Genomic DNA, 22,078 nt, shown 5'->3' on the forward strand with positions numbered 1-22,078 from the left:
ACCCCCTGACCCTCACAACACCTCCCAGGGTCTGTGGACAGTGGTGCGATAAGTAACGCGAAACTCCGTTTCCGCGACGAGCGCAGCGAGTATCTAACGTTTGGAACTCGCTGCGCTCGTCGCGGAAACGGAGTTTCGCGTTACAGAATGAGAACTGTCCACACAGCTTAGTCCAGCCCGGCCCGGCCACCAAACCAGCGGGCGGCGGCCTGTTGGAGTTCGCTGCCCGCCGGGGCGTGGTCGGCCGCCCAGGCCACAAAGCCATCGGGGCGAATCAGGGCGGCGCTTAGGCCCAGGTCGGCTTTGGTCCGGCCCGCCACATACTGCAGCTGGTCGCCGAACTCACCCGCCAGGGCTTGCAGCGACGCATTCGAGTCAAAATCAAGCAGCATTCCCCGCCCATCGCGCAGGAGCTCGCCCATCGTCGTGCCGTCTTCGAATTCAAAGTTGGGCACGCTGCGGCCGGCCAGCGGGTGGTCGCCGCCGAGCGGGTAATGCGTGGCGATGCCCCACACCCGGCCGGCAAAATAAGTGGCCCCATCGCGCGTGTTCAGCAGGTCGCGCACAATGGCTTGCAGGGCGCGGGCCTGGGGGCCGGGGCGCATAATGGCCACCTGTGCCCGCGACCAGTCCAGCACCTTGGCCCCAACAGGGTGCCGTTCGATGGTGTAGCTGTCCAGCAAGCCCGCTGGTGCGTGCCCCTGAATGGTGGCGGCCAGCTTCCAGCCCAGGTTCATGGCATCGCCCAGCCCCAGGTTGAGCCCCTGGCCGCCCAGAGGCGAATGAATGTGCGCGGCATCGCCGGCCAGCAGCACCCGGCCGTGGCGGTAAGTGGTGGCCTGCCGGGCCCGGTCGGTCCAGGTGGTGGCCGTGTGCAGGGCGCTGATGGTAACGTCAGTGCCCGAGATGCGGCGCAGCACCGCCTGCACGTGCTCGCGCGTGACGGGCTGGCCGGAGTCCCGGAAGGCCCCGCCGTCAAAATCCTGCAGCATCACGTAGCCCGGCTGCGATTGCAGGTACATGCCGGTGGGGGGCAGGTTGCGGCCGGGCCGGAGCTTCTCCGGGTCGGCAATGTCAACCTGGGTGGTGTAGCCGGTGAACTCCGGCTCGGTACCGGCAAACTCAAAGCCGCCGGCCTTGCGGACCACGCTGCGGCTGCCATCGCAGCCCACGAGCCACTTTCCGGCGAAAGCGTGGTCACCGGCCTGCACCGTCACCCCGTCCGCCGTTTGCTGAAAGTCCGTCATCCCAAGCCCGCGCCGGATGGCTGCTCCCAGCGTTTCGGCGCGGCGGGCCAGCACCGCTTCCAGCTCCGCCAGCTCCGTCATTAGGCTGGTTTCGGTCGAGCTGGGCAGGCGGTACGGCCACTGCGAGGGGTCGATGTCGCCGGCATGAAAGGGAATCCCGGCGAAGTGCCCCACCTGCCGGCGGGCCCCTTCGCCGTTGTGTTGGTGGGGGTTTTTAAATCGTTTATGCAGCTCCAGCTCCTGGAACAAGCCCCGGCGGTCGAGCGCTTCAATGGAAAGCGCATTCAGCCCCCGGACGCCGAACGGCAGCTGCTTCAGGGGCGACGACGGGCTTTCGGCCTGTTCCAGCACCAGCACCGAGCAGCGGCGCAAAGCCAGCTCACCGGCTAGGAATAGCCCGACCGGCCCGGCGCCGGCAATAATGACATCGTACCCCGACTGGCTTGGGGCGGATTGCGGGCTTTCGAGGGGAGTTTTCATGCCGCAAAGTTCCGGCCGGCTCCCGCGTCAGGCTTGTACAAACGCGACAAAATCGGGGCTGGCGGCCGGCGGCCCGTTCCGGGCTTTCCGCGCAAAGGCCGCCGGCGTAGTGCCGCTGTAGCGCTTGAACTCCTTGCTTAGGTGGGCCTGGTCGGTATAGCCCAGCTCCTGCGCCAGGCCGGCCAGGTTGGTCGTCGGGTGCAGCAATAAGTGGTTGCGCACCTGCTCGAAGCGCATCAGGCCCGACACGTCTTTCACCGTGTAGCCCGCCGCCTGCTTAAACTTCCGCTCCAGGGTGCGCACCGTGGCGTGGGCCGCCGCCGCTACCCGGCTTACCGGCAGCGTGCCGTGGGCCTCACTCATCGCCACGCCCGCTTTGGCCAGCAGCCGGTCGCCCGCCAGCGGTGGCCGGGCCTCCAGGAAATACTGGCTTACCTGCGCCAGGGCTTCGGCTACCTCTCCGGCCCGCATGCACGCGGCCAGCCCGACGTGCAGCCGGGCCAGGGGATGCTCGATAACCCGCACGCCGCCCTTACCGGCGGGCAGGCCCAGCAAATCGAACACCGTCCAGGGAAAGCACCGGACCCCAATGATTTCGAAGCGGTTTTGCGCCAAAAAAAGCGCCGGCTGCTGGAGCAGCCCCATCATAAACGGGGAGGGCAGGGGCTGCCAGCCGCCCGGGGTAGCCAGGCGGCAGCCGCTGCCGAAATGGAAGATGATTTCCGCGTAGCCATCCGGCTGCACCTCAAACTCCGAGAGCTGTTCCCCCAAATTCATCCGGTTATACCAAAAGCACTTGATGACATCCCGGAGCGCGGCCGGCGGTTCAAATTCCTGGTGCTGCATGGGGGATGGGGTAGTAGCGGGCATGGGAAGGCGGGAGCCGGTGGGCGGCCGCAAAGTACGGGGCTCACGTCGCGTCAGTCAGTGTCGGGATGAAGCGGGGGAGGGAGGGGCGGCCGGGCCGGAGCATTGGGGAGTGGGTTAGTAATACCGACACTATCTTTGTCAGGGGCACAATTGGCAGATATGAGCAAGTTAAAAGTTCAAAACTTTGGACCCATCACCTCCGGTTTTACCGAAGGCGACGGCTTCATGGATTTTCGCAAAGTCACCGTTTTTATCGGTAACCAAGGCACGGGCAAAAGCAGCGTAGCAAAACTGTTTTCTACCTGCAGCTGGCTGGAAAAGGCGTTGTTTCAAGGCCGGATTACCTCAGATTATGTAATAAAGTATAATCGATTCGTCAAGGAATACTGCGCTTACCAAAACCTCAAGAATTACTTTCGGGACGATACCATAATTGAATACCGGGGCCGTGCCTATACAATTATCTATCGCGACCGAAAGCTGGAAATTCATGCCATGCTACCCCATGCGCCAGCTTATCAGGTGCCGCAGGTAATGTATGTGCCAGCCGAGCGCAATTTCCTGAGTGCAGTAGACGACCCTGATAAATTAAAAGGATTGCCCAAGTCACTAGTGACTTTTTGGGATGAGTTACGCCAAGCGCAACGCGAAACGCCGACCGATTTTGTGCTTCCGATTGGCAATGCCCGCTTTGTGTTTGATAAGTCAAATAAAATTGCGCGTCTCGTCGGGCACACCAGCGGCAATGTTTCCTACCGGCTTCGTCTTTCGGAGGCATCCAGCGGCTTTCAATCCTTTGTGCCTCTTTTGCTGGTGTCGCGCTACCTGGCGGGTTCTATTTCTCGGGAGTACGACCCTTCCCGTAGTGAGTTGAGCGGCGAAGCTCTCCAGAAACTACGCGCCCAAATTGCTCAGATATTGGCAAATGATAAGCTTGTTCCCGAAGTACAACAACGTGCTTTAGAGGAATTGTCTTCCCAGTTTCGTAATGAAACGTTCCTCAATATTGTGGAAGAGCCCGAACAAAATCTGTTTCCGAAATCGCAGCAGATTATGCTCTACCAGTTGCTGGAATTTGCGAACACTACGCCGGGTAATGCTTTAGTGCTTACGACGCACAGCCCATACATTATCAACTACCTCACGTTGGCTATCAAAGCCGAGGAAGTACGTCGGGAAGTTGGTGCCGCTGCCCAATCGGCCAGGCTTCTAAAAAAGCTGGAGGCAATAGTGCCCAAGCAGGCAGCAGTGGCAGCTACCGATGTAGTGGTGTACGAATTAAACGAGCTAGGACAAATTGCGGAGTTGCCGACCTATGACGGTCTGCCTTCCGACGAAAATGACCTGAACGAGGCGTTAGGTGAGGCCAATGCTCGTTTCTCAGACATGGTAGAAATCGAGCTGGCCGCTGAAAATGGCTGATTTCCTCACCGGCTTTTGCCAGAATGGTAGTCCCTCCGACACTATTCTGGCCGACCCTCTTTTCGGTATCTGCGACGACCCCACCCCACCGGGCGCAATCCCAACGCCTGCTTATATCAACACTGACCTGACTAAAAAAGCAACCTGGATTGCAAGAGTTAATAACAGTGCTGGCTACGAGGTCACCTTCAAAGCTGTTGACCATTGCATCTTAGTGCTCAAAGCAAATGGCCAGTTACAAAAGCGCTGTGATGGCATCTTGCTCTATAATGCGCACATTGTTTTTGTAGAATTGAAAGAGCAGAAAGACCCTGGTCGAAAATGGGCTTCAGAAGGTGCCGAGCAAGTAAAGCAAACTATCAAAGATTATCAGGCCGCGCATAGTACCGAAGGCTTGACTGTGCGAGCCTATGTGGCTAATCGTATCCAGCCAAACGCTCAACAGTCGCATTTCAGCATCATCCAGAATTTCAGAAAAACTCTCCGAATTGCCCTGCGAATAGAAGGTGCAATTGACCTCTGAATCCCACCCCCGCCCCACCATCGAATAGCTACCAGCGAAACACAAAAAAGCCCCGCCTGCCAAACGCAGCCGGGGCTTTTCATTTTTAACCTCAATCTACACCGTCTTCCCATCATCCTCCTTCGGCCCTTGCCCGGCGTCAATCACCTGCCGGGCCTTCCAGTAGGCCTTCACCAGGTCGGGGAGGGCGCTTTCTAGGTTGGGCACCCGCACATCGAGGCCTTTAATGGCCTTCTTCGCCTCCTTCATAAACTCCACGTAGTCGTCGCGCAGCAGGCTTTTGGCATTGATTTGCTCGTGCGGCGTGCCCACCATCGGCTTATACAGCTTGATTTCGTCATCCAGCTTTTTAATCTGGTCCCCCGTCACCATTTCCCCGGCCAGGTCATCAGCCAGGGCCACGGCCTGCTTGTGCAACTCTTCGAGCGCCGCCACCTGCAACGAGTCGCGCATCTTATCCAGTTTGGCAAACGTGTACTTCGCCATTTTCTTCAGGCCAGGGTAGTCGCCATCGTGCGCCAGCGCCTTTATCCCCTTAATGATGGGCAGTGCTGCGTTGAGCGTCTTGATTTCGGCCTTGTCCTTGTTGGCGGTATAGCCTTCGCTGCTCAGGCCGCTCACTTTTTGCAGCTTCGCATCGATGCCGGCCAGCGCCGTATCGAGGCGGGAGTAGTCGGGCACCATCTTCGGATAGAGCGCCTCCCATTGCGGGCGCGCCGCCTCCAGCAGCTTGCGCACCTCCTTGGTCATGGTCCAGTAGTTTACTTCGTCGTCTGTCATGGTAAATAATGGGGTTGTAACTGGTGAAAGAGAAGCACCTACCTGGCTTTATTGCCAGTTAGGTGGCCAAATGTACTGAAAGGTTTGAAATAACCTATGCCGCTCACCAGCTACTGCTTAACTTTTTTTTGCCAGACCAGCCAATTTCTGCCTCCAAGTAGGATATTCTGGCAACCGAGTTGGATGCGCGTGTAGTCGAGTAGGATATTCTGGCAGTCGAGTTGGATATTCTCCGTCCCCAGCCGCATTTCCGGGCTCCAAGTAGGATATTCTGGCAACCGAGTAGGATGCGCGGGTAGTTGAGTAGGATATTCTGGCACGCGAGTAGGATATTCCCCTTAGCATCGCCGAAGTGCAAGCTCAAATAGGGCAGGGGCAAGCTTCCGAAAGCTCCCTTTCTTACCTTTGCCCCCGTAGAAACCACCCTACTCCGATGAAGTAAGCCCCCAAGCCCGACCACTCCTGGCCCCCGCGCCGCGCTCCTGAAGCCCGCCGCCCGCCACTGTGTCACCCAGTTGCCCCCGCCGCCCGGCGGCGCGGCCACGTCGCTTGGTCTTATGTAATTCATCGCCTGCCAACCATTCGGGTATCTCCCCGGTCCGACGCCCCCGGCGTCCGACCGGTTGCCATCTGCGCCAGTCGCGCCGGCCGCCGCTGGCGCGCGTCTCCGACGCGTGCCGACTGGCCCGGCGTCTCCCGACGCCCCAGTCGCGCCGGCTGGCCCCGCCTGCCCGATGCACCCAGGATTGCAGCACCCGCCAGTCGTTCTGGATAACGAGCCTGAGGCTCGGACCCAATCGGCACGCGTCAGAGACGCGCGCCAGCCGCGGCCAGCCCCGCCCTCATTCCCCCCGCTCTATGACCCTCACCGTCCACCACCTCCACTACCAGCACCCCGACCGTCAGCCCCTGTTCCACGGCCTCAGCTTCACCCTCAACCCCGGCGACAAAGCCGCCCTCGTCGGCCCCAACGGCGTCGGCAAAAGCACCCTGCTGCGCCTGCTGGCCGGCCAGCTGCCGCCCACCGCCGGCACCATCACCACCGCCGAAAGGCCTTATTACGTGCCCCAGCACCTCGGCCAGTTCGACCACCTCACCCTCGCCCAGGCCCTCGGCGTGGCCGACCAGCTGCACGCCCTCCACGCCATCCTGGCCGGCGACGCCGCGCCCGAGCACTTCGCCACCCTCGCCGACGACTGGGAGCTCGAAGACCGCATCCGGGCCGCCCTCGCGCCCTGGCAGCTGCCGCCCGGCCTAGCCCTCCGGCAGCCCCTGCACACCCTCAGCGGGGGCGAGAAAACCAAAGTCTTCCTGGCCGGCCTCCAGCTGCAGGCCCCCGGTCTCGTGCTGCTCGACGAGCCCAGCAACCACCTCGACACCACCGCCCGCGCCCGGCTCTACGACTTCATCCACACCACCAAAGCCACCCTGCTCGTCGTCAGCCACGACCGCGCCCTGCTCCGCCAGCTGCCCCTCACCCTCGAGCTCGGCCCCGCCGCCCTCACCACCTACGGCGGCAACTACGACTTCTACCACGCCCAGCAGGCCACCCAGCTCCAGGCCCTGCAAGCCCAGGCCGCCGAGCAGGCCAAAGCCCTCCGGCAAACCCAGCAAAAAGCCCGCGCCGTGGCCGAGCAGCGCCACAAGCTCGACGCCCGCGCCCCCGCCCAGGGCGCCAAAAAGGGCCTGCCGCGCATCGTGGCCGGCCACCTCCAGCGCCAGGCCGAGCGCAGCACCGCCCAGCTCCAGGCCACCCAGGCCAGCAAAATCAACGACTTAGCCGATAACCTCCACCAGCTGCGCACCCAGCTGCAGGCCCGCCAGCCCCTGGCCCTGCAGCTGCCCGCCTCCCCGCTGCCCCCCGGCAAGCTCCTGCTCGACGCCCAAGGCCTCAACCACGCCTATGCCCCCGGCCAGCCGCCGCTCTGGCCCGCGCCGCTCACGTTCCAGCTCCGCGCCGGCCAGCGCCTGCGCCTGGCCGGCCCCAACGGCAGCGGCAAAACCACCCTGCTCCGCCTGCTGCTGGGCCAGCTCCCGCCCACCCACGGCCAGCTCACCCGCGCCCCTTTCGCCGCCCTCTACCTCGACCAGGAATACTCTCTCATCGACCATAACCGGACGGTGCTGGAACAAGTGCAGCGCTACAACGCCCGCCACCTGCCCGAGGCCGAGCTGGGCACCCGCCTGCACCAGCACCACTTCCCCCGCGAGCGCTGGCTCAGCTCCTGCGCCACCCTCAGCGGCGGCGAGAAGCTCAAGCTCCTGCTCTGCTGCCTCGCCGTCAGCCATGCCGCCCCCCACCTGCTCGTGCTCGACGAGCCCACCAACAACCTCGACCTGCCCAGCCAGCAGGTGCTCACCCGCGCCGTGCAGGCCTTCACGGGCACCGTGCTGGTTATTTCGCACGATGAGGTGTTCATTGAAGAAATCGGCGTGACGGGCACGCTGGAACTGTAGCGCGGACGTTGTAGTCCGCGAGTGTGAACGTTTGCGGTTGTTCAGACTCGCGGACTACAACGTCCGCGCTACTGCGGCCCCGTCTCATCCAGCCGCTGCTGGTGCTGCATGCCCCAGTCGCGCAGCATAAAAATCACCGGGTCCAGCGTCTCGGCGTAGGGCAGCGCCTCGTAGTCCACCGCCACCGGCGGCCCTGGGTGCACCGTGCGCTTCAGCAGCTGCTGTGCCTCCAAATCCTTGAGCTCCTTGGCCAGCACCTTCGAAGAGATGCCCGGAATGCTGCGCTCCAAATCCCGAAACCGCCGCACGCCCGAGCGCAGCGCCATCAGTATCGGCAGCTTCCACTTACCGTTGATGATGGCCATGGCATTGCGCAGAAAAGGCATGGCCGCAATGCAGTGCGTATTCGAGTGTTCCAGCATGGTAACGAGGGGCAAAGACCGGCGCAAAGGTACGCCCCGCTTACCCGCAGGTTAGCAGCCGGGCCCTGGGCACCCTCACCAGCGCGCCGAAGGTGCCGGGCGGGGGCTTGGGCCGCCGGCTACTGCTGCAGCCACTGCCAGCCCGCCCGCAGCAGCACCGCGCTGCCCCAGCCCACCAGCCCCAGCAAGACAATAAAGCCCAGCAGCAGCAGCGCTACCAGCCCGCGCCCGCTGCCCTGGTGCCGGCCCTCGGCGTAGTGGCGGCGCAGCAGCTCCACGTTGCGCTCGTTGCTCTTGTAGGCAAAGTCGAAGATGTTGCCCAGCAGCGGAATGGCCCCCACGACGGTATCGAGCAGAATATTAAGTGCCATGCGCACCACCACCGCGCCGCTGGCGCCGTGCCGCAGCATCGTCAGCAGCAGGCTCACCGATACGGCCGTGGTGCCCAGGTCGCCGAGCACCGGAATGAAGCCCAGAATAGGGTCGAGCCCGAAGCGGAAGTTGGTGCCGGGCAGGCGAAACTGGCTGTCGAGCAGGCGCGAGATGCGCGCCACGTGGCGCAGGCGCGGGTCGGCATCGAAGGCGGCCGGGGGCGGGGTAAGGCGGTCGGGGAGGGGCATGGAGAAGGAGATTAGCGGGATGCTATACGAGTCAGGTGGTCAGAACGACGTAGAGGGCGGGGCTTGGCTAACTCCTACCTGCGGTGGCCCCCGCCCGCTCGCGGTCGCGCAATCAAAATAGCGCTTAACGCCAATGTTTTTTTACTGTCAATGCTTGTTTTTTAACCAGTGGCCGGACGGGGAATCCTCCGCTCAAGCGCCCATTGGTGCGCACTAGGCGCCCCAAGCGTGTCGGATAAGTGTATAAGCCGCCTTCCCAGGCAGCCGCCGGGAAGGGGAAACAAGGGCCGGAACCCCGCCTTTGGATGAACATTTGCGGGGTATGGCCCGGCATTGGGCCGTGTCCGGAGCCCCTGTTGCGGCTCCCATCCCGCCCGTTCCCCGTTTCCCCCAGTCCCACCCATGAACCTATTCGTTACCCGCCTGGCGGGGCTGCGCCGCCGCGGTGCGGCCGCTGGTGCCCTCGTTATTCTGCTGCTCACCCTGGCCGGGGCCGTCCGCGCTCAGGCGCCCTGCGTGGCCATTGCCGGGGCCGACCGCGACATCTGCTCGGGCCAGACCACGGCCTTGGGCGTGGGCCCGGTGGCCGGCTTCACCTACCGCTGGAGCCCCACCACCGGCCTCAATAACCCCAACATTGCCAACCCCACGGCGCGGCTCTTCAACCGGGCGGCCACGCCGGTGGTGCGCTCCTACACCCTCACCGTGACCGGCACGGCCACGGGCTGCACCGCCACCAGTACCGTCAACATCACCGTGAAGCCCGGGCCCGTGGCCGACCCCGGCCCCAACCGCACGGTGTGCTCGGGGCAGGTGTTTATGGTGGGCACGCCGGCCATCCCCGGCTACACCTACCAGTGGCCGGTGGGCAACGCCCAGGCCGGCCTCAGCATCGACAATCCCAACCTGGCCCAGCCCACCTACACCGCCACCAACCCCAACCAGGCCTCCTTTTTCCGCAACGTGCTGCTGCGCGTGACGGCCCCCAACGGCTGCGATACGCTGGTGACGCTGGTCGTGACGGTGCTGCCCGCCATCAGCGCCCAGGCCGGGCCCGACGTGAGCCTATGCGCCGGCACGCCCACCACCATCGGCACCCCCGCGCAGCCCGGCTTCACCTACAGCTGGAGCCCCGCCACCGGCCTCAGCAGCCCCACCGTGGCCAACCCCACCGTGACCCAGGCCAACCCCGGCAGCGCCCCGCTGGCCACCACCTACACCCTCACCGTGACCAACGCCGCCGGCTGCACCGCCACCGACCAGACCGTGGCCACCGTATATCCGCCCGCCGTGGCGCCGGCCGCCCCGGCCGTGGCCGTGTGCGCCGGCCAGGCCGCCACCCTGGCGGCGGGCGCCGCGCCGGTGCCCGGCACCACTTACAGCTGGAGCCCCGCCACCGGCCTCAGCAACCCCAATGTGCTCAGCCCTATGCTCACGCTGGCCACGCCCGGCAGCTACACCTACACCCTCACCGCCAGCGTGGCCCCGGTAGGCGGCACCGCCTGCACCGCCACCACCACTGTACCGGTGACCATCGCGCCGCGGCCCGTGGCCCAGGCCGCGCCCAACGGCCCGGTCGCGTTTTGCGCCAATGACACCCGGCCGCTGGGCGGGGCCGCCGCCGAGCCGGGCATCACGTACCGCTGGCGCCCCGCCACCGGCGTGGCCGACCCCACGGCGCCCACTACCACCATTACCCTCCCCAACACCACCGCCGCGCCCCTCACCACTACGTACACACTGGTAGCCACCTCGGCCGCCGGCTGCGCCGACTCCAGCCAGGTGAGCGTGACCGTGAACCCCGTCGCCGTAGCCGATGCCGGGCCCGCCGCCACCCTCTGCCCCGGCCTGGCGACCACGCTCGGCACGCCCGCGCAGCCCGGCTACACCTATAGCTGGAGCCCCGCCACCGGCCTCGACGATGCCACCGCCGCCCGCCCCCGCCTCACGGCCACCAATCCCACCGCCGCGCCGCTGGTGCTGAAATACTACCTGACGGCCACCCCCGCCGGCAGCGGCGCCGCCTGCCCCGGCCGCGACTCGGTGCTGGTGACCATCAACCCGGCGCTGGCGGCCGTCATCAGCGGCCCGGCCGTGCTCTGCGACCTCAGCCAGCCGCAGCAATACGAGGTGACGTCCGCGCCGGCCGGCACCACCTACCAGTGGAGCGTGACGGGCGGCAGCCTCGTCGCGGGCCAGGGCACGGCGCGGGTGACGGTGCAGTTTGCGCCGGGCACGAGCTACGGCTTGAGCGCCACGGCTACGTCGAGCCAGGGCTGCGCCAGCGCGCCCGGCGCCCTGGCCATCCGCTACGAGCCGGCCCGCGTGGAGCTGGCCGTGGCCTCCGTCGACGCCGCTTCCAACAGCTCGCTTACCATCGGCTTCGCGGCCGGGGGCAGCAACCCGGTGCAGGTGCTGCGCCGCGTGGCGGGCCAGGGCAGCTTTGCGGCCGTGGGCACCGCCTCGGCCACTGCCACGTCCTTCACCGATACCAGCGTCGATGCCGCCGCTAATTCCTACGAGTACCGCCTCGACCTGACCGATGCCTGCGGCACCGTGTTCAGCAGCAGTCTGGCTCAGACTATCCGCCTGCAGGCCAGTGCCACGGCCGGCTCCGGCGGCCGCGACGCGGGCACCATCACCCTGAGCTGGAATGCCTACGTGGGCTTTCCAGTGCAGGAATACCGCCTCTACCGCAGCCTCGACGGCGCCGTGCCCGAGCTGCTGCGCACCGTGCCGGGCAGCACCCTGCAGGCCAGCCTGCCGGCGGGCGCGGGCTTCAGCCAGCAGTTTCGGGTGGTGGCCGTGAGTGCCGCCGCCCCGGCTCTGCAAGCCGGCTCCAACACGGCCAGCGTCAGCTTCGCCAATGCCGTGCACACCTACAACGTCATCACGCCCAATGGCGACCAGCTCAACGACGTGCTGGTGGTCGACAACATCAGCCTCTACCCCGGCAACCGCCTGCGCATCTTCAGCCGCTGGGGCCGCGAGGTGTATGACGCCACCAACTACCAGAACAACTGGGGCACTGACCCCGGCCTGGCGCCCGGTCTGTACTATTACCTGCTCACGCTGCCCAGCGCTGGCACCACCATGAAAGGCTGGGTGGAGGTAGTGAAGTAGGAGCGGGGCTTGGCTAATGCCGACCTTCGGCTGCCCCCGGCCTCGCATCAACATGCTATGGCGCCGTATGGCGTAGCGGCCGTGCTTTGCAGAAAAATAGCCCCGCCTCGCGCGGGCTGGCCTCCTGCCCGCTTTTCTCACCCGCTATTCTGCATGAAGATTTCCTATTCACTTTGGACCAAAGCCTTGGCTTTGGTTGCCATTCTGGTGCTGGCGCGGTTCGTCAATCCGATGTAGGCGCTGCCGCGTGGGGGTAGCCCCTTTGGAGCCGCGCCCGCGCAGTATCTTTCGCTTGCCCCACCCATCGGCGGGGGTAGTTGCTATGTCAAGAATAGTTGGTTGCTTGCTGGTGCTACTGAGTTTGGGCGGTTCGCTGCGGGCGCAGTCGGGGCGGGGTAGCCTGCCGCCCGCGCCCGACAGCCTGCGCGCCCGGCTACAATCCGCGCGCACCCCCGCCGCCCGGCAGGCCGCCCAGCTGCGCGTGGCCGCCGCCTACGCCGCCGCCGTCGATTCGGTGGGCACCATGGCCTATGCGCAGGCGGCCGCCGCCCTGGCCCGCTCGCGCGCCGACTCGGCCGCCCTGGGCCGGGCGCACAGCCTGCAGGGCTTTCTGCTGCTGCAGCTGGGATTCCCTACCGCCGCCGCCCCGCTACTGCAGCGCGCCGAACGCCAGCTAGCCACCGCCCCGCTGGCCTGGCAGGCCGACAACCACGGCTACCTGGCCTGGCTGCTGGGCGATACTGACCAGCCCGCCCCCGGCATGCGCTACCTGCGCCGCGCCTACGCCGAGTATGGCCGCCTGGGCAACGCGGCCGCGCAGGCCGAGTTGTCGGGCACGGCCACTGTCATCTACCTCTACCAGGGCCGCGGCGACTCGGCGGCCTACGTGCTGCTGCGTGCCGCCCGCCAGCAGCACCGCCTGGGCCTGGCCCAGGAAGAAGCCAATACCCTGGGCACGCTGGCTACCGTGCTGCACCAGCTCGACCGCCTGCCCGAGGCCGAGCGCTACGCCCGCCAGGCCCTGGCCACCCTGCTTCGCCTCGGCAACGAGCCCTACCAGGCCCCCGTGTACCAAACCCTGGGCAACATCGCCTGGGCCCGCCACCGCCCCGCCGAAGCCGTGCCGCACTACCGGGCGGCCATCCGGCTGCTGCGCAAGCTCAATCAGGAAGGCAACCTCGTTCCCACTTACGGCAGCCTGGCCGGCGCCCTCAGCGACCTCGGGCAGGGCGACTCGGCCATCTACTACCAGACCAAGGCGTTGCGGCTCACCCAGCAGCTGGGTCTGAGCACCCAGGCGGCCGTCGAGATGAGCTCCCTGGCTTATATATACGCCCATCTGCGCCGCTGGCCCGAGGCCGAGCGCTGGGCCCGCGCCAGCCTGGCCGCCCAGGGCACCAAGCTGCTGCAGAACGAGCGCCCTCTGCTGGTGCTGGCCCAGGCCGCCGAAGCCCGCCGCGATTTCCGCGAAGCCCTGCGCTACGAGCGCGAGGTGCGCCGCCTGGCCGCCGCCCGCGCCACCCGCGAAAGCCAGGAGCTAGTGCAGAAAGAGCGCGCCCGCTTCGAAACCGACCGCGCCGAGCAGCAGGTGGCCCTGCTTACGGCCCGTACGCAGGTGCAGGCCGACCAGCAGGAACTCGAACGCCTGCGCTACCAGCGCCAGCTGCTGGGCCTGGCCGGCACCCTGTTGCTGCTATTATTGCTGGGCGGCACCGCCCTGTGGTACGTGCGCCGCCGCCAGGCCCGCCGCGAAGAGGCCCTGCGCAACCGCCTCGCCGCCGACCTGCACGACGACGTGGGCACGCTGCTCTCCCAAATCAGCCTGCAAAGCGGCCTGCTGCAGGAAGGCCTCGCCGACCCCGCCGCCCAGCGCCAGCACCTGAGCCAGATTACCGAGGCCAGCCGCTCGGCCGTGCGCCAGCTCAACGACGTGGTGTGGAGCCTCGACGCCCACAACGACAACCTCCAGCAGCTCGCCGACCGCCTCCGCGACTACGCCTACGAGGTGCTGGAGCCCACCGGCGCCCAGGTGCAGGTGGAAGTGCCCGAGCACCTGCCCGCCCTCACCCTGCCCGTGCTGCTGCGCCGCAACCTCTACCTTATCTATAAGGAAAGCCTGCACAATATCCTCAAGCACGCGGCCACCGCCACCCACATCCATATTCGCCTCCAGCTGCAAGGCTCGCTGCTCCGGCTTACTATCGACGATAATGCCCCGAGCCTGGTGTTGGCTGACGGTGAGATTAGCCGCCCCGCCCGCCGCTCCGGCCACGGCCTGCGCAACATGCAGGCCCGCGCCGAAGCCATTGGCGGCCAGCTCACCAGCGCCCCGCACCCTGATGGAGCTGGTTTCGGGGTGCAGCTGCGGGTGCCGATGTAATAAGAAACTGTCATCCTGAGCGCAGCGAAGGAACTTCTCACGGCAGAACGATTAGATTACCGCGTCGTCCAAGCGGATAAGTTCCTTCGCTGCGCTCAGGATGACAGAAGGTCGCATTAACATGCGATACCGCCGCATACCCGCGGTCAATACCTTTGCCCCATGCAAATCTCTCTGGCCATTGTCGAAGACCAGCCCGCCATCCGGCAGGCACTTAGCACCTACCTCTGCGCCCAGCCCGAGTTCAAGTGCGTGCTCGTGGCCGAGTCGGTCGAGGAGCTGCTGGCCGCTCTGGATTCCGGGGAGGGCATTGCCCCCCAGATTATTCTGTCCGATATCGGCCTGCCGGGCATCACCGGTATTGCGGGCATTCCGCTCGTTCGGCAGCGGCTGCCGCAGGCTGAGGTGGTACTGATTACCGTGTATCAGGACGCCGACCGGGTGTTTCAGGCGCTGTGTGCCGGTGCGGTGGGCTACCTGGTGAAAACCACGCCGCTGTCCGAAATCAAGCAGGCCCTGCTGGATGTGCGGGCCGGCGGCTCGCCGATGTCGTCGGCGGTAGCGCGGCACGTGGTGCGCTACTTCCGGCCCGCCCCAGCCGCCCAAAGCCCTCTCACGGCCCGCGAGGAGCAGATTGTGCAGGCCATCGAGCAGGGCCTGAGCTACAAGCTGGTGGCCGACCGCCTCGGCATCAGCCTCAACACCGTGCGCGCCCACATCCGCACGGTGTACGAAAAGCTGCAAATCAGCTCCAAAGGCGAGTTGATGGCCCGCCAACGCGCCCGCTGAGCCAGCGCGGCGTCTAGCATCTTTATGCTATTGCGCCCGGTTGGGCAGGCCGGTACTTTTGCTGTTATTGACTACAGCCCCGCCGTGATGGCGTTTTTGACTTGGCTGTCAGTCCGCCAGCATTGGCTTTTCTCTCTTTTTTTCTGCTGAATGGCCCGTGCAGTTGACACGGGCTTTTTTCTTGGGAATGTGCCAATTGGCAGTATATCAATTAGGCATGCCTACCTGTTTCGATAGAAAAAAACGGGCGGCCAAAAAAAATATCCTATTACGAGAATACGAGTTTCGAAAATCTTGCGTATGTTTGGGCCGTTGACCAGGGGTAGACTGGTTAGCATTCCCCGGAAAAGCCCGCGCCATTGGCGCGGGCTTTTTTGGTTAAGTTGTTTTGGGACGAAAAAAACAGGTCCCAAAGGCGAAGCCTGTGGCCGCAATACGCCACCGCCGGAACGGGCAAAAGCTATTTTTTTTAGCTTGCCTGCTGCCGAAAATTCGCGTAAATTTGACCGACAGGCGCAGGTTGTCGAAAACGGCAAGGTCGGAAAGCAAGGAGGGGTTGGCTAATATTTTTGGGAACTTTCTGCCCGGCTTCTTTCCTTTCGACTATTGCGCTCCGCGCTCCCAACGGTACTTTTGACAGCAACTCGGCTGATATTCCCTTTCCCTCGTGGCAACTCCTGATACTCCCACTCCCGATTCGCAACAACCCGATTTCCTCCAGCCCGGTGACTCCCTGGATTTTGATTTGACGGCCAGCACTGCGCCCGCCGACCCGGCCGAAGCCAGCGCCGCCAACTCCCCGGTTGAGGAAGGCCCGCGTGACCTCTTCGGCAACCCCACCGGCTCCATTTCGGAGCTGCCCGACGAGCTGCTGGCCGCCGAAGCCGAGCAGGCCGCCGAGGAGGAGCAGGCCGCCGCCCTGGCCGCCGCCGAGGAAGTCGCCATTGAGGAAAAGTTTGCCCCCGGCGAGGTCATTCACGACGTGGCCTCGGTGCGCGGCATGTACCAGAACTGGTTTCTGGATTATGCCAGCTACGTGATTCTGGAGCGCGCCGTGCCGGCCATTGAAGACGGCTTCAAGCCGGTGCAGCGCCGCATCATGCACGCCATGAAGGAGATGGACGATGGCCGCTTTAACAAAGTGGCCAACGTCATCGGCCAGACCATGCAGTACCACCCCCACGGCGACGCCTCCATCGGCGACGCCATGGTGAACCTGGGCCAGAAGGACTTACTCATCGAAACCCAGGGCAACTGGGGCGACGTGCGCACCGGCGACAGCGCCGCCGCCGCCCGCTACATCGAAGCCCGGCTTTCGAAGTTTGCCCTCGACGTGGTGTTCAACGCCGACACCACCGAGTGGCAGATGAGCTACGACGGCCGCAAGCGCGAGCCCACCACGCTGCCCGTGAAGTTCCCGCTGCTGCTGGCGCAGGGCGTGGAGGGCATCGCCGTGGGCCTGAGCACCAAGATTATGCCCCACAACTTCCGGGAGCTGTGCAAGGCCAGCATCGACGTGCTGCGGGGCCGCGAGGTGCAGCTGTTTCCAGACTTCCCGACCGGTGGCCTGTGCGATATTACCAACTACAACTCGGGCGTGCGCGGGGCCAAAATCCGCTTGCGCGCCACCATCGAGAAGGTTGATAAAACCTTGCTCATCATCCGCGATATTCCCTACGGCACCACCACCACGGCGCTGATGGAGAGCATCGTGAAGGCCAGTGAGGCGAATAAAATCAAAATCAAAAAGGTGGTCGACAACACGGCCGCCGACGTGGAAATTCAGGTGCAGCTGCCGCCCGGCGTCAGCCCCGACCTGACGATGGACGCGCTCTACGCCTTCACCGACTGCGAAATCAGCATTTCGCCCAACACCTGCGTCATCATCGACGACAAGCCGCGCTTCGTGGGGGTGGAGGACGTGTTGCGCCAAAGCACCCGCGCCACGCTGCGCCTGCTGGAGCGCGAGCTGGAAATCCGCCAGGACGAGCTGCAGGAAAAGTGGCACAACGCCTCGCTGGAGAAGATTTTCATCGAAAACCGCATCTACCGCAAAATCGAGGAGTGCGAAACCTGGGAGCAGATTCTCGAAACCATCGACACGGGCCTGAAAAAGTACGTCCGTATCGAAGGCGAGAAGCCCAAGGCCAACGACCTGCGCATCGTGCTGCGCCGTCCCATCACGGAAGACGACCTGACGCGCCTGACCGAAATCCGCATCAAGCGCATCTCAAAATTCGACGGTTTTAAGGCCGACGAGTACATCCAGCGCCTCGACGCCGAGCTGGCCGAAGTGGCCGACCACCTGGCCAACCTCACGCGCTACGCCATCAATTACTTCGAGGGCCTGCTGAAAAAGTACGGCGCCGGCCGCGAGCGTAAAACCCAGCTCCGTACCTTCGATGTGGTTACGGCCCAGAAGGTTGCTATCGCCAACCAGAAGCTGTACGTGAACCGGCAGGACGGCTTCGTGGGCTTCGGGCTGAAGAAGGACGAGAAGGCCGAGTTCGTCTGCGACTGCTCCGACCTCGACGACATCATCGCCATCAAGCGCGACGGTACGTTTATGGTAACGCGCATCGCTGAAAAGACCTTCGTGGGCAAGGACGTGCTGCACGCCGGGGTGTACAATAAGAACGACGACCGGCTGGTGTACAACATGATATACCTCGACGGGGCCAGCGGCATCAGCTTCGCCAAGCGCTTCCTCGTTACGGGCATCACCCGCGATAAAACCTACGACCTGACCAAAGGCACCAAGGGCACCAAAGTGCTATACCTCACCGTTAATCCTAATTCGGAATCGGAAATCGTGAGCATTCAGCTCTCCGACAAGGCTCCGGCCCGGGTGAAGCAGTTCGACTTTGATTTTGCCGACCTCGGCATCAAGGGCAAGGGCTCAATGGGCAACATCGTGACCAAGCAGCCGATTAAGAAAGTCACTCAGAAAGCCGTGGGCGACAGTACGCTGGGTGGCCGCGAGGTATTCTTCGACAGCGTGGTGGGCCGCCTCAACCACACCGGCCACGGCCGCTACCTAGGCACCTTCGACACCGAGCATCATGTGCTGGTGGTGTTTAAGGACGGCTCCTACGAGCTGACTGCGCCCGACCCGGCGCTGCATTTCGACGTGGCTAATATTGTGCTGCTGCGCAAGTTCGACCCCGAACTGGTGCTCTCGACCGTGCACATGGATGGCGAGTCGAAGCTCAGCTACGTGAAGCGCTTCCGCATCGAAACGCTCACGCTGGCCAAGCGCTTCAGCTTCATCAGTGAGGCCAAGGGCAGCAAAATGCTGGCCGTGACAGCCAACCCCGAGCCCGAAATCGAGGTGAAGCTGCAGCGCGACAAAAAGGCCGACAAGGAAACCGAGCACATCAAGCTGCACGAGTTTATCGACGTGAAAGGCTGGAAGGCGCAGGGCAACAAGCTGAACTACTATAAAATCCACGGCCTAACCCTGCTTACCGATGAGGGCCCCGAGCCGCAGCGCCGCGAAGTCAAGAAGCGCGGCCCGGCTGCCCCGCCCAAGCCCGGCGAACCTACTGATACACCCGCGCCAGCCGAAAACAACGGTCCCGTGGACGTGACGGCCGAGGAAGTGGCCCAGGCCCGCGAGCTGCTCAGCAGTAAGCGGCCGAAGGCGCAGTTGGGGCTGTTCTAGCACTGGATTAGCGTCGGCTGGCCGCGCTTGGGTAAAAGCCTTACCGCTGCCCCAAATCAGATATTTCTGATTTGGGGCAGCGGTAAGGCTTTTTTATGCCGGTATCGGCAACTGTTAGCTGGCGGCTAAGCGGTAAGCGGTTGGGGGTAGTGCCGGCGTACCCCGCTCCCAATTGGTTTACGCAGGGGTAGGCTGTTTATTGGAGCAGTGGGACGTTATTACATTTTCAGGGAATACTCTGATGCGGTGAAAAGAGGTGTGTTTAGCAGCCTCGTTTGTTGCGAGAAGTATAATAATGCAGTCGGGTTTCTCCCGCTCAATGTCACAAACCGAGTGGTTTTTGCAAAAAACTCGCGTGTAATCGTCGAATTAACGTATTGATGGACAGTCGATAAATATTTAGCCTATTCGATAAATACCAAAAACGGGGGGGGGTAAACAGGACGAAACTACGTGTCTGATTTAAGGCCTGTTCTTCCTTTTTTTGCGCTTGCGAACCTCGGAATTTTGTGCTGTTGGGAGAAAGAGAGGCGTATCTTGGCGCTTCACCATTTTCTCCCTATTGCCATGCTGTTTCGCTCGTCATTTCCCGTTTCGTTTCGTCTGTTCGTGTTGCCCTTGGTGCTGGGTGCCGGAGCTGTGGCCGCCCAGCCCGCTGCCGCCCCGCCCGACACGGCCCGCAGCTACCGCCACCACCTGGGCCTGACGGCCAGCCCGCAGCTCGACCAGTTCTTCACCGCCAACCGCTCACTGCCCATTGGCCTGCTTTATCGGCACCAGACGCGGCCTAGCCGGGCTTGGCGGGTGCGGGTAGTAGGGAGGTATGATTTCGACCAAGGGACAGCACCGCTGCTGGTTGGTAGAGCGTACGAAACCAGTATACTTCAATCAGAATTCGCTGGTGGGTTAGAAAGGAATGTGCGACTAAGTCCGCGCTGGCAAGCGTACGCAGGAGCGGAAACAGGAGTACGTTATAGTGCTTGGCGTACGCGCTATAAAGAATACACAACCAACGTTGAGGTCTTTAATCCTGGCTATCCTTCAACCCGAACCACGGTTGTACTTGATGGTATTAGAAAAGAACAGCTATTAGGCATGTTTCTGCAACCCTATGCTGGTATAAGATACCAATTAGCTAGGTGCATAAGTGCGGAAATAGAAAGTGCATTTCCTTTTTATTTTTATAGATTCACCTATAAAGAGAATGCTAAAGCCTATGATACAAAGACTGGTCTTGATTTATTTGGAGCAGGACCAATTGGTGTCAAAGGCGACAATACTTTTTATAAGTTCAGCGGCAAGTATCTACCAATTTGCAGAATTCACCTCGTTTACCTTTTTTAACCAAACATTTCATGAAAGCAAAACACTCCTTTGTTGGACTATTATTTTGGCTACTGACAGCTTTTTGCAGTAGCTCCGTCTCAGCACAAACTGGAACGTGGTCGATTGGTCTGCCAAGTGCAGTTTGTGCGGGACAAGAAACACAACTCCAATTGAACGTTGGAACTGACATCACTGCAGCCAACTATGTAACAGTAGATGGTGGAAACGTGATAGCCGGACCATCTAAAAACGGCAACGTTATTAGCTTGACGGTGCGTTGGGGTAATCAGAATGACCGCGGGTCAGTCGTTGTTAATTTAACACGTACGGTTACTAATCAAGATGGTACCACTAGCACAGTTCCAGTTGATTCTAACCCTACCAATTGCGGCCTGCGCAACTTCTATTCGCGTGCTCCACAGCAGATAAACGGCACCAGTACCTACAGCCTGCCTCTATGCAGTGGCGGTTCACCCATCACCCTGTCCGTGCCGGTAGAAACCTACACCGGCATCCCCTCCGAAACCATTGCCGACTAGACATGGATAGTGTCCAATACTTGGACGGTTGCCGGCAGCGGGGTGTCAGCATTCAACGGGCCATCTCAACCGGCCCCGGCGGGCTACCAAATGTACCGGGCGGGCCGCAGCATTAATGTCACGCCCGCTGTGGGCGAAGGCGACCGGGTAGTTGTTGCACGTTTCTACTCGCGCTATTGCAGTGAAACGTATTCGCCCGGCAACCCGCTGGTGAGCCTGCCCCGGCAAATTCAGTTTGTGCGCGAACCCACGCTCACTGTTTCGAACGTGCCGGCTACGGTGCGCTGCGGCAACCGCACGGCATTTACCCCCTCCGTTTCGGCCAGCCAGGCGGTGGCGGTTTCCTACGCCTATTCGGTGGGCACTGGCTGGACAACCGGCTCGGTGAAAAACGGACCTATTATGGTAACGCCCAGTGGCACGAATGGGACGACGCTTACCATCACGCCGACTTATAATTGTGGCGGTACGTCGGTACCCGGAACACCCAAAGCAGTAGCCATTGGGTTTGACGCTACCCAGCCCGTGCCTACGCTCGTAACCATCCCCGAACTGTGCCCTGGCCAGCGGAAAATAATCGTCGCCACCCAAGTGCCCGGTGCCAGCAGCTACACCTGGAGCGGCGTCAGCGCCCCGCTCACACTCACGCAGAATAATCCGACGGACTGGTTTGCCTATATCACGGCCCCGGCCAACCTGACTACATCCGTAAGGCCGGTGGTGCGCGTGACCGCCAACAGCGCCTACGGCTGTGCAGCCACCTATTCGGAAGCGCCGGTGAAGGCAGGCTATGGCAATTCGTACCTGGATATCTATCCGGCCCCGGTGAATGTGCAGGGCGTGCCCACGGTGTGTGCCAACAGCGTGCTAACCTACCGGCTACTGGAATCGCAAGCCATCGGTACCAATACAGAGCTGGAATGGACCGCTTATAACTGCACCATTCTGACGGACCTGACCTATGGCGCGCCGCCCGTAATTCAGGTACAGGCCCCATCCTACAACCCGGGTCAGAATGGCTTTTGGGTTAAGCTGCGCTATAAAGACGGTTGTGGCGAATATCGATTGCCGTATCCGGTAAATGGTACGTGGCAGCCCACTATTTTCGCAGGCAACAGCATCAACGGGCAGCCTTGCTCCGCCGGGCCAGACAACCCGCGTCCCACGGCCTACCCCAGCCCCGCCAACGAAAGCCTCACGCTGAAAAACCTGCGCGGCACTGCCGAACTCTACAACGCCCAAGGCCGTGTAGTGCGGCAGCAGCAACTGCCCGCAGTGGGCCCCGCTACCCTCGACATCCGCGCCTTGCCAGCAGGACTTTACTACCTGAAGGGAATGGATGCCACCGGCCAGGCCGTGCGGCAAACGGTGCAGGTGCAGCACTAAGCCATTCGTCCATCTTAGCTGCCGGGGAGGTTTCCATACGGGAGCCTCTC

General features: G+C 62.9%; 16 protein-coding genes. 10 read left to right on the plus strand and 6 right to left on the minus strand.

Annotated elements, in window-relative coordinates; genetic code table 11:
* Nucleotides 1–167: 167 nt before the first annotated feature.
* Nucleotides 168–1,727, minus strand: a complete 1,560-nt coding sequence (locus Q5H93_RS03100) for an FAD-dependent oxidoreductase (protein ID WP_305005022.1) — start codon at nucleotides 1,725–1,727, stop codon at nucleotides 168–170.
* 27 nt (nucleotides 1,728–1,754) lie between these two features.
* Nucleotides 1,755–2,597, minus strand: a complete 843-nt coding sequence (locus Q5H93_RS03105) for a helix-turn-helix domain-containing protein (protein ID WP_305005023.1) — start codon at nucleotides 2,595–2,597, stop codon at nucleotides 1,755–1,757.
* A 159-nt stretch (nucleotides 2,598–2,756) separates the two neighbouring features.
* On the opposite strand from Q5H93_RS03105, the gene Q5H93_RS03110 reads away from it, so the two are divergent.
* Both Q5H93_RS03110 and Q5H93_RS03115 read left to right on the plus strand, forming a co-directional pair.
* Nucleotides 2,757–4,019, plus strand: coding sequence for an AAA family ATPase (locus Q5H93_RS03110; protein ID WP_305005024.1), 1,263 nt, complete (start codon nucleotides 2,757–2,759; stop codon nucleotides 4,017–4,019).
* A complete protein-coding gene (locus Q5H93_RS03115) occupies nucleotides 4,012–4,542 on the plus strand; it encodes a hypothetical protein (RefSeq protein ID WP_305005025.1) in 531 nt (176 codons plus the stop codon). Before Q5H93_RS03110 ends, Q5H93_RS03115 begins: the two co-directional genes overlap by 8 nt.
* A 96-nt stretch (nucleotides 4,543–4,638) precedes the next feature.
* On the opposite strand, the gene Q5H93_RS03120 is transcribed toward Q5H93_RS03115, so the two are convergent.
* The gene (locus Q5H93_RS03120) at nucleotides 4,639–5,322 is read right to left on the minus strand and encodes a hypothetical protein (RefSeq protein ID WP_305005026.1); all 684 of its coding nucleotides are present in this window, start codon (nucleotides 5,320–5,322) and stop codon (nucleotides 4,639–4,641) included.
* Nucleotides 5,323–6,180: 858 nt separating this feature from the next.
* Here Q5H93_RS03120 and Q5H93_RS03125 point away from each other — a divergent pair.
* Nucleotides 6,181–7,779, plus strand: coding sequence for an ATP-binding cassette domain-containing protein (locus tag Q5H93_RS03125; RefSeq protein ID WP_305005027.1), 1,599 nt, complete (start codon nucleotides 6,181–6,183; stop codon nucleotides 7,777–7,779).
* Nucleotides 7,780–7,847: 68 nt separating this feature from the next.
* Here Q5H93_RS03125 and Q5H93_RS03130 read toward each other — a convergent pair whose 3' ends face one another.
* Nucleotides 7,848–8,201: a winged helix-turn-helix transcriptional regulator gene (locus Q5H93_RS03130; RefSeq protein WP_305005028.1), complete on the minus strand. Its 354-nt coding sequence runs from the start codon at nucleotides 8,199–8,201 to the stop codon at nucleotides 7,848–7,850.
* Nucleotides 8,202–8,320: 119 nt separating this feature from the next.
* Nucleotides 8,321–8,821 carry a DUF4112 domain-containing protein gene (locus Q5H93_RS03135; protein WP_305005029.1) on the minus strand — a complete coding sequence of 167 codons (501 nt, stop codon included), beginning with the start codon at nucleotides 8,819–8,821 and terminating at the stop codon, nucleotides 8,321–8,323.
* Between the two features lie 402 nt (nucleotides 8,822–9,223).
* Between Q5H93_RS03135 and Q5H93_RS03140 the strand changes: the two genes are divergently transcribed.
* The 3 genes from Q5H93_RS03140 to Q5H93_RS03150 all read left to right on the plus strand — a co-directional run bounded on the left by Q5H93_RS03140 (nucleotide 9,224) and on the right by Q5H93_RS03150 (nucleotide 15,113).
* Nucleotides 9,224–11,944 carry a T9SS type B sorting domain-containing protein gene (locus Q5H93_RS03140; protein ID WP_305005030.1) on the plus strand — a complete coding sequence of 907 codons (2,721 nt, stop codon included), beginning with the start codon at nucleotides 9,224–9,226 and terminating at the stop codon, nucleotides 11,942–11,944.
* Between the two features lie 322 nt (nucleotides 11,945–12,266).
* Nucleotides 12,267–14,324, plus strand: coding sequence for a tetratricopeptide repeat-containing sensor histidine kinase (locus Q5H93_RS03145; protein WP_305005031.1), 2,058 nt, complete (start codon nucleotides 12,267–12,269; stop codon nucleotides 14,322–14,324).
* Nucleotides 14,325–14,486: 162 nt separating this feature from the next.
* Nucleotides 14,487–15,113, plus strand: a complete 627-nt coding sequence (locus tag Q5H93_RS03150; RefSeq protein ID WP_305005032.1) for a response regulator — start codon at nucleotides 14,487–14,489, stop codon at nucleotides 15,111–15,113.
* A 378-nt stretch (nucleotides 15,114–15,491) separates the two neighbouring features.
* On the opposite strand, the gene Q5H93_RS03155 is transcribed toward Q5H93_RS03150, so the two are convergent.
* The gene (locus Q5H93_RS03155; RefSeq protein WP_305005033.1) at nucleotides 15,492–15,662 is read right to left on the minus strand and encodes a hypothetical protein; all 171 of its coding nucleotides are present in this window, start codon (nucleotides 15,660–15,662) and stop codon (nucleotides 15,492–15,494) included.
* A 370-nt stretch (nucleotides 15,663–16,032) separates the two neighbouring features.
* On the opposite strand from Q5H93_RS03155, the gene Q5H93_RS03160 reads away from it, so the two are divergent.
* The 4 genes from Q5H93_RS03160 to Q5H93_RS03175 all read left to right on the plus strand — a co-directional run bounded on the left by Q5H93_RS03160 (nucleotide 16,033) and on the right by Q5H93_RS03175 (nucleotide 22,028).
* Nucleotides 16,033–18,777, plus strand: coding sequence for a DNA gyrase/topoisomerase IV subunit A (locus Q5H93_RS03160; protein WP_369810980.1), 2,745 nt, complete (start codon nucleotides 16,033–16,035; stop codon nucleotides 18,775–18,777).
* A 567-nt stretch (nucleotides 18,778–19,344) separates the two neighbouring features.
* The gene (locus Q5H93_RS03165; protein ID WP_305005035.1) at nucleotides 19,345–20,121 is read left to right on the plus strand and encodes a hypothetical protein; all 777 of its coding nucleotides are present in this window, start codon (nucleotides 19,345–19,347) and stop codon (nucleotides 20,119–20,121) included.
* Nucleotides 20,122–20,132: 11 nt separating this feature from the next.
* Nucleotides 20,133–20,642 carry a hypothetical protein gene (locus Q5H93_RS03170; RefSeq protein ID WP_305005036.1) on the plus strand — a complete coding sequence of 170 codons (510 nt, stop codon included), beginning with the start codon at nucleotides 20,133–20,135 and terminating at the stop codon, nucleotides 20,640–20,642.
* A gap of 9 nt (nucleotides 20,643–20,651) precedes the next feature.
* Nucleotides 20,652–22,028 (plus strand): T9SS type A sorting domain-containing protein, encoded by a 1,377-nt coding sequence (locus Q5H93_RS03175; protein WP_305005037.1) that lies wholly within the window; start codon nucleotides 20,652–20,654, stop codon nucleotides 22,026–22,028.
* The last annotated feature ends 50 nt before the right edge of the window (nucleotides 22,029–22,078 follow it).

Origin of the sequence: Hymenobacter aranciens, assembly GCF_030580865.1 — a bacterium.
Taxonomy (GTDB): domain Bacteria; phylum Bacteroidota; class Bacteroidia; order Cytophagales; family Hymenobacteraceae; genus Hymenobacter; species Hymenobacter aranciens.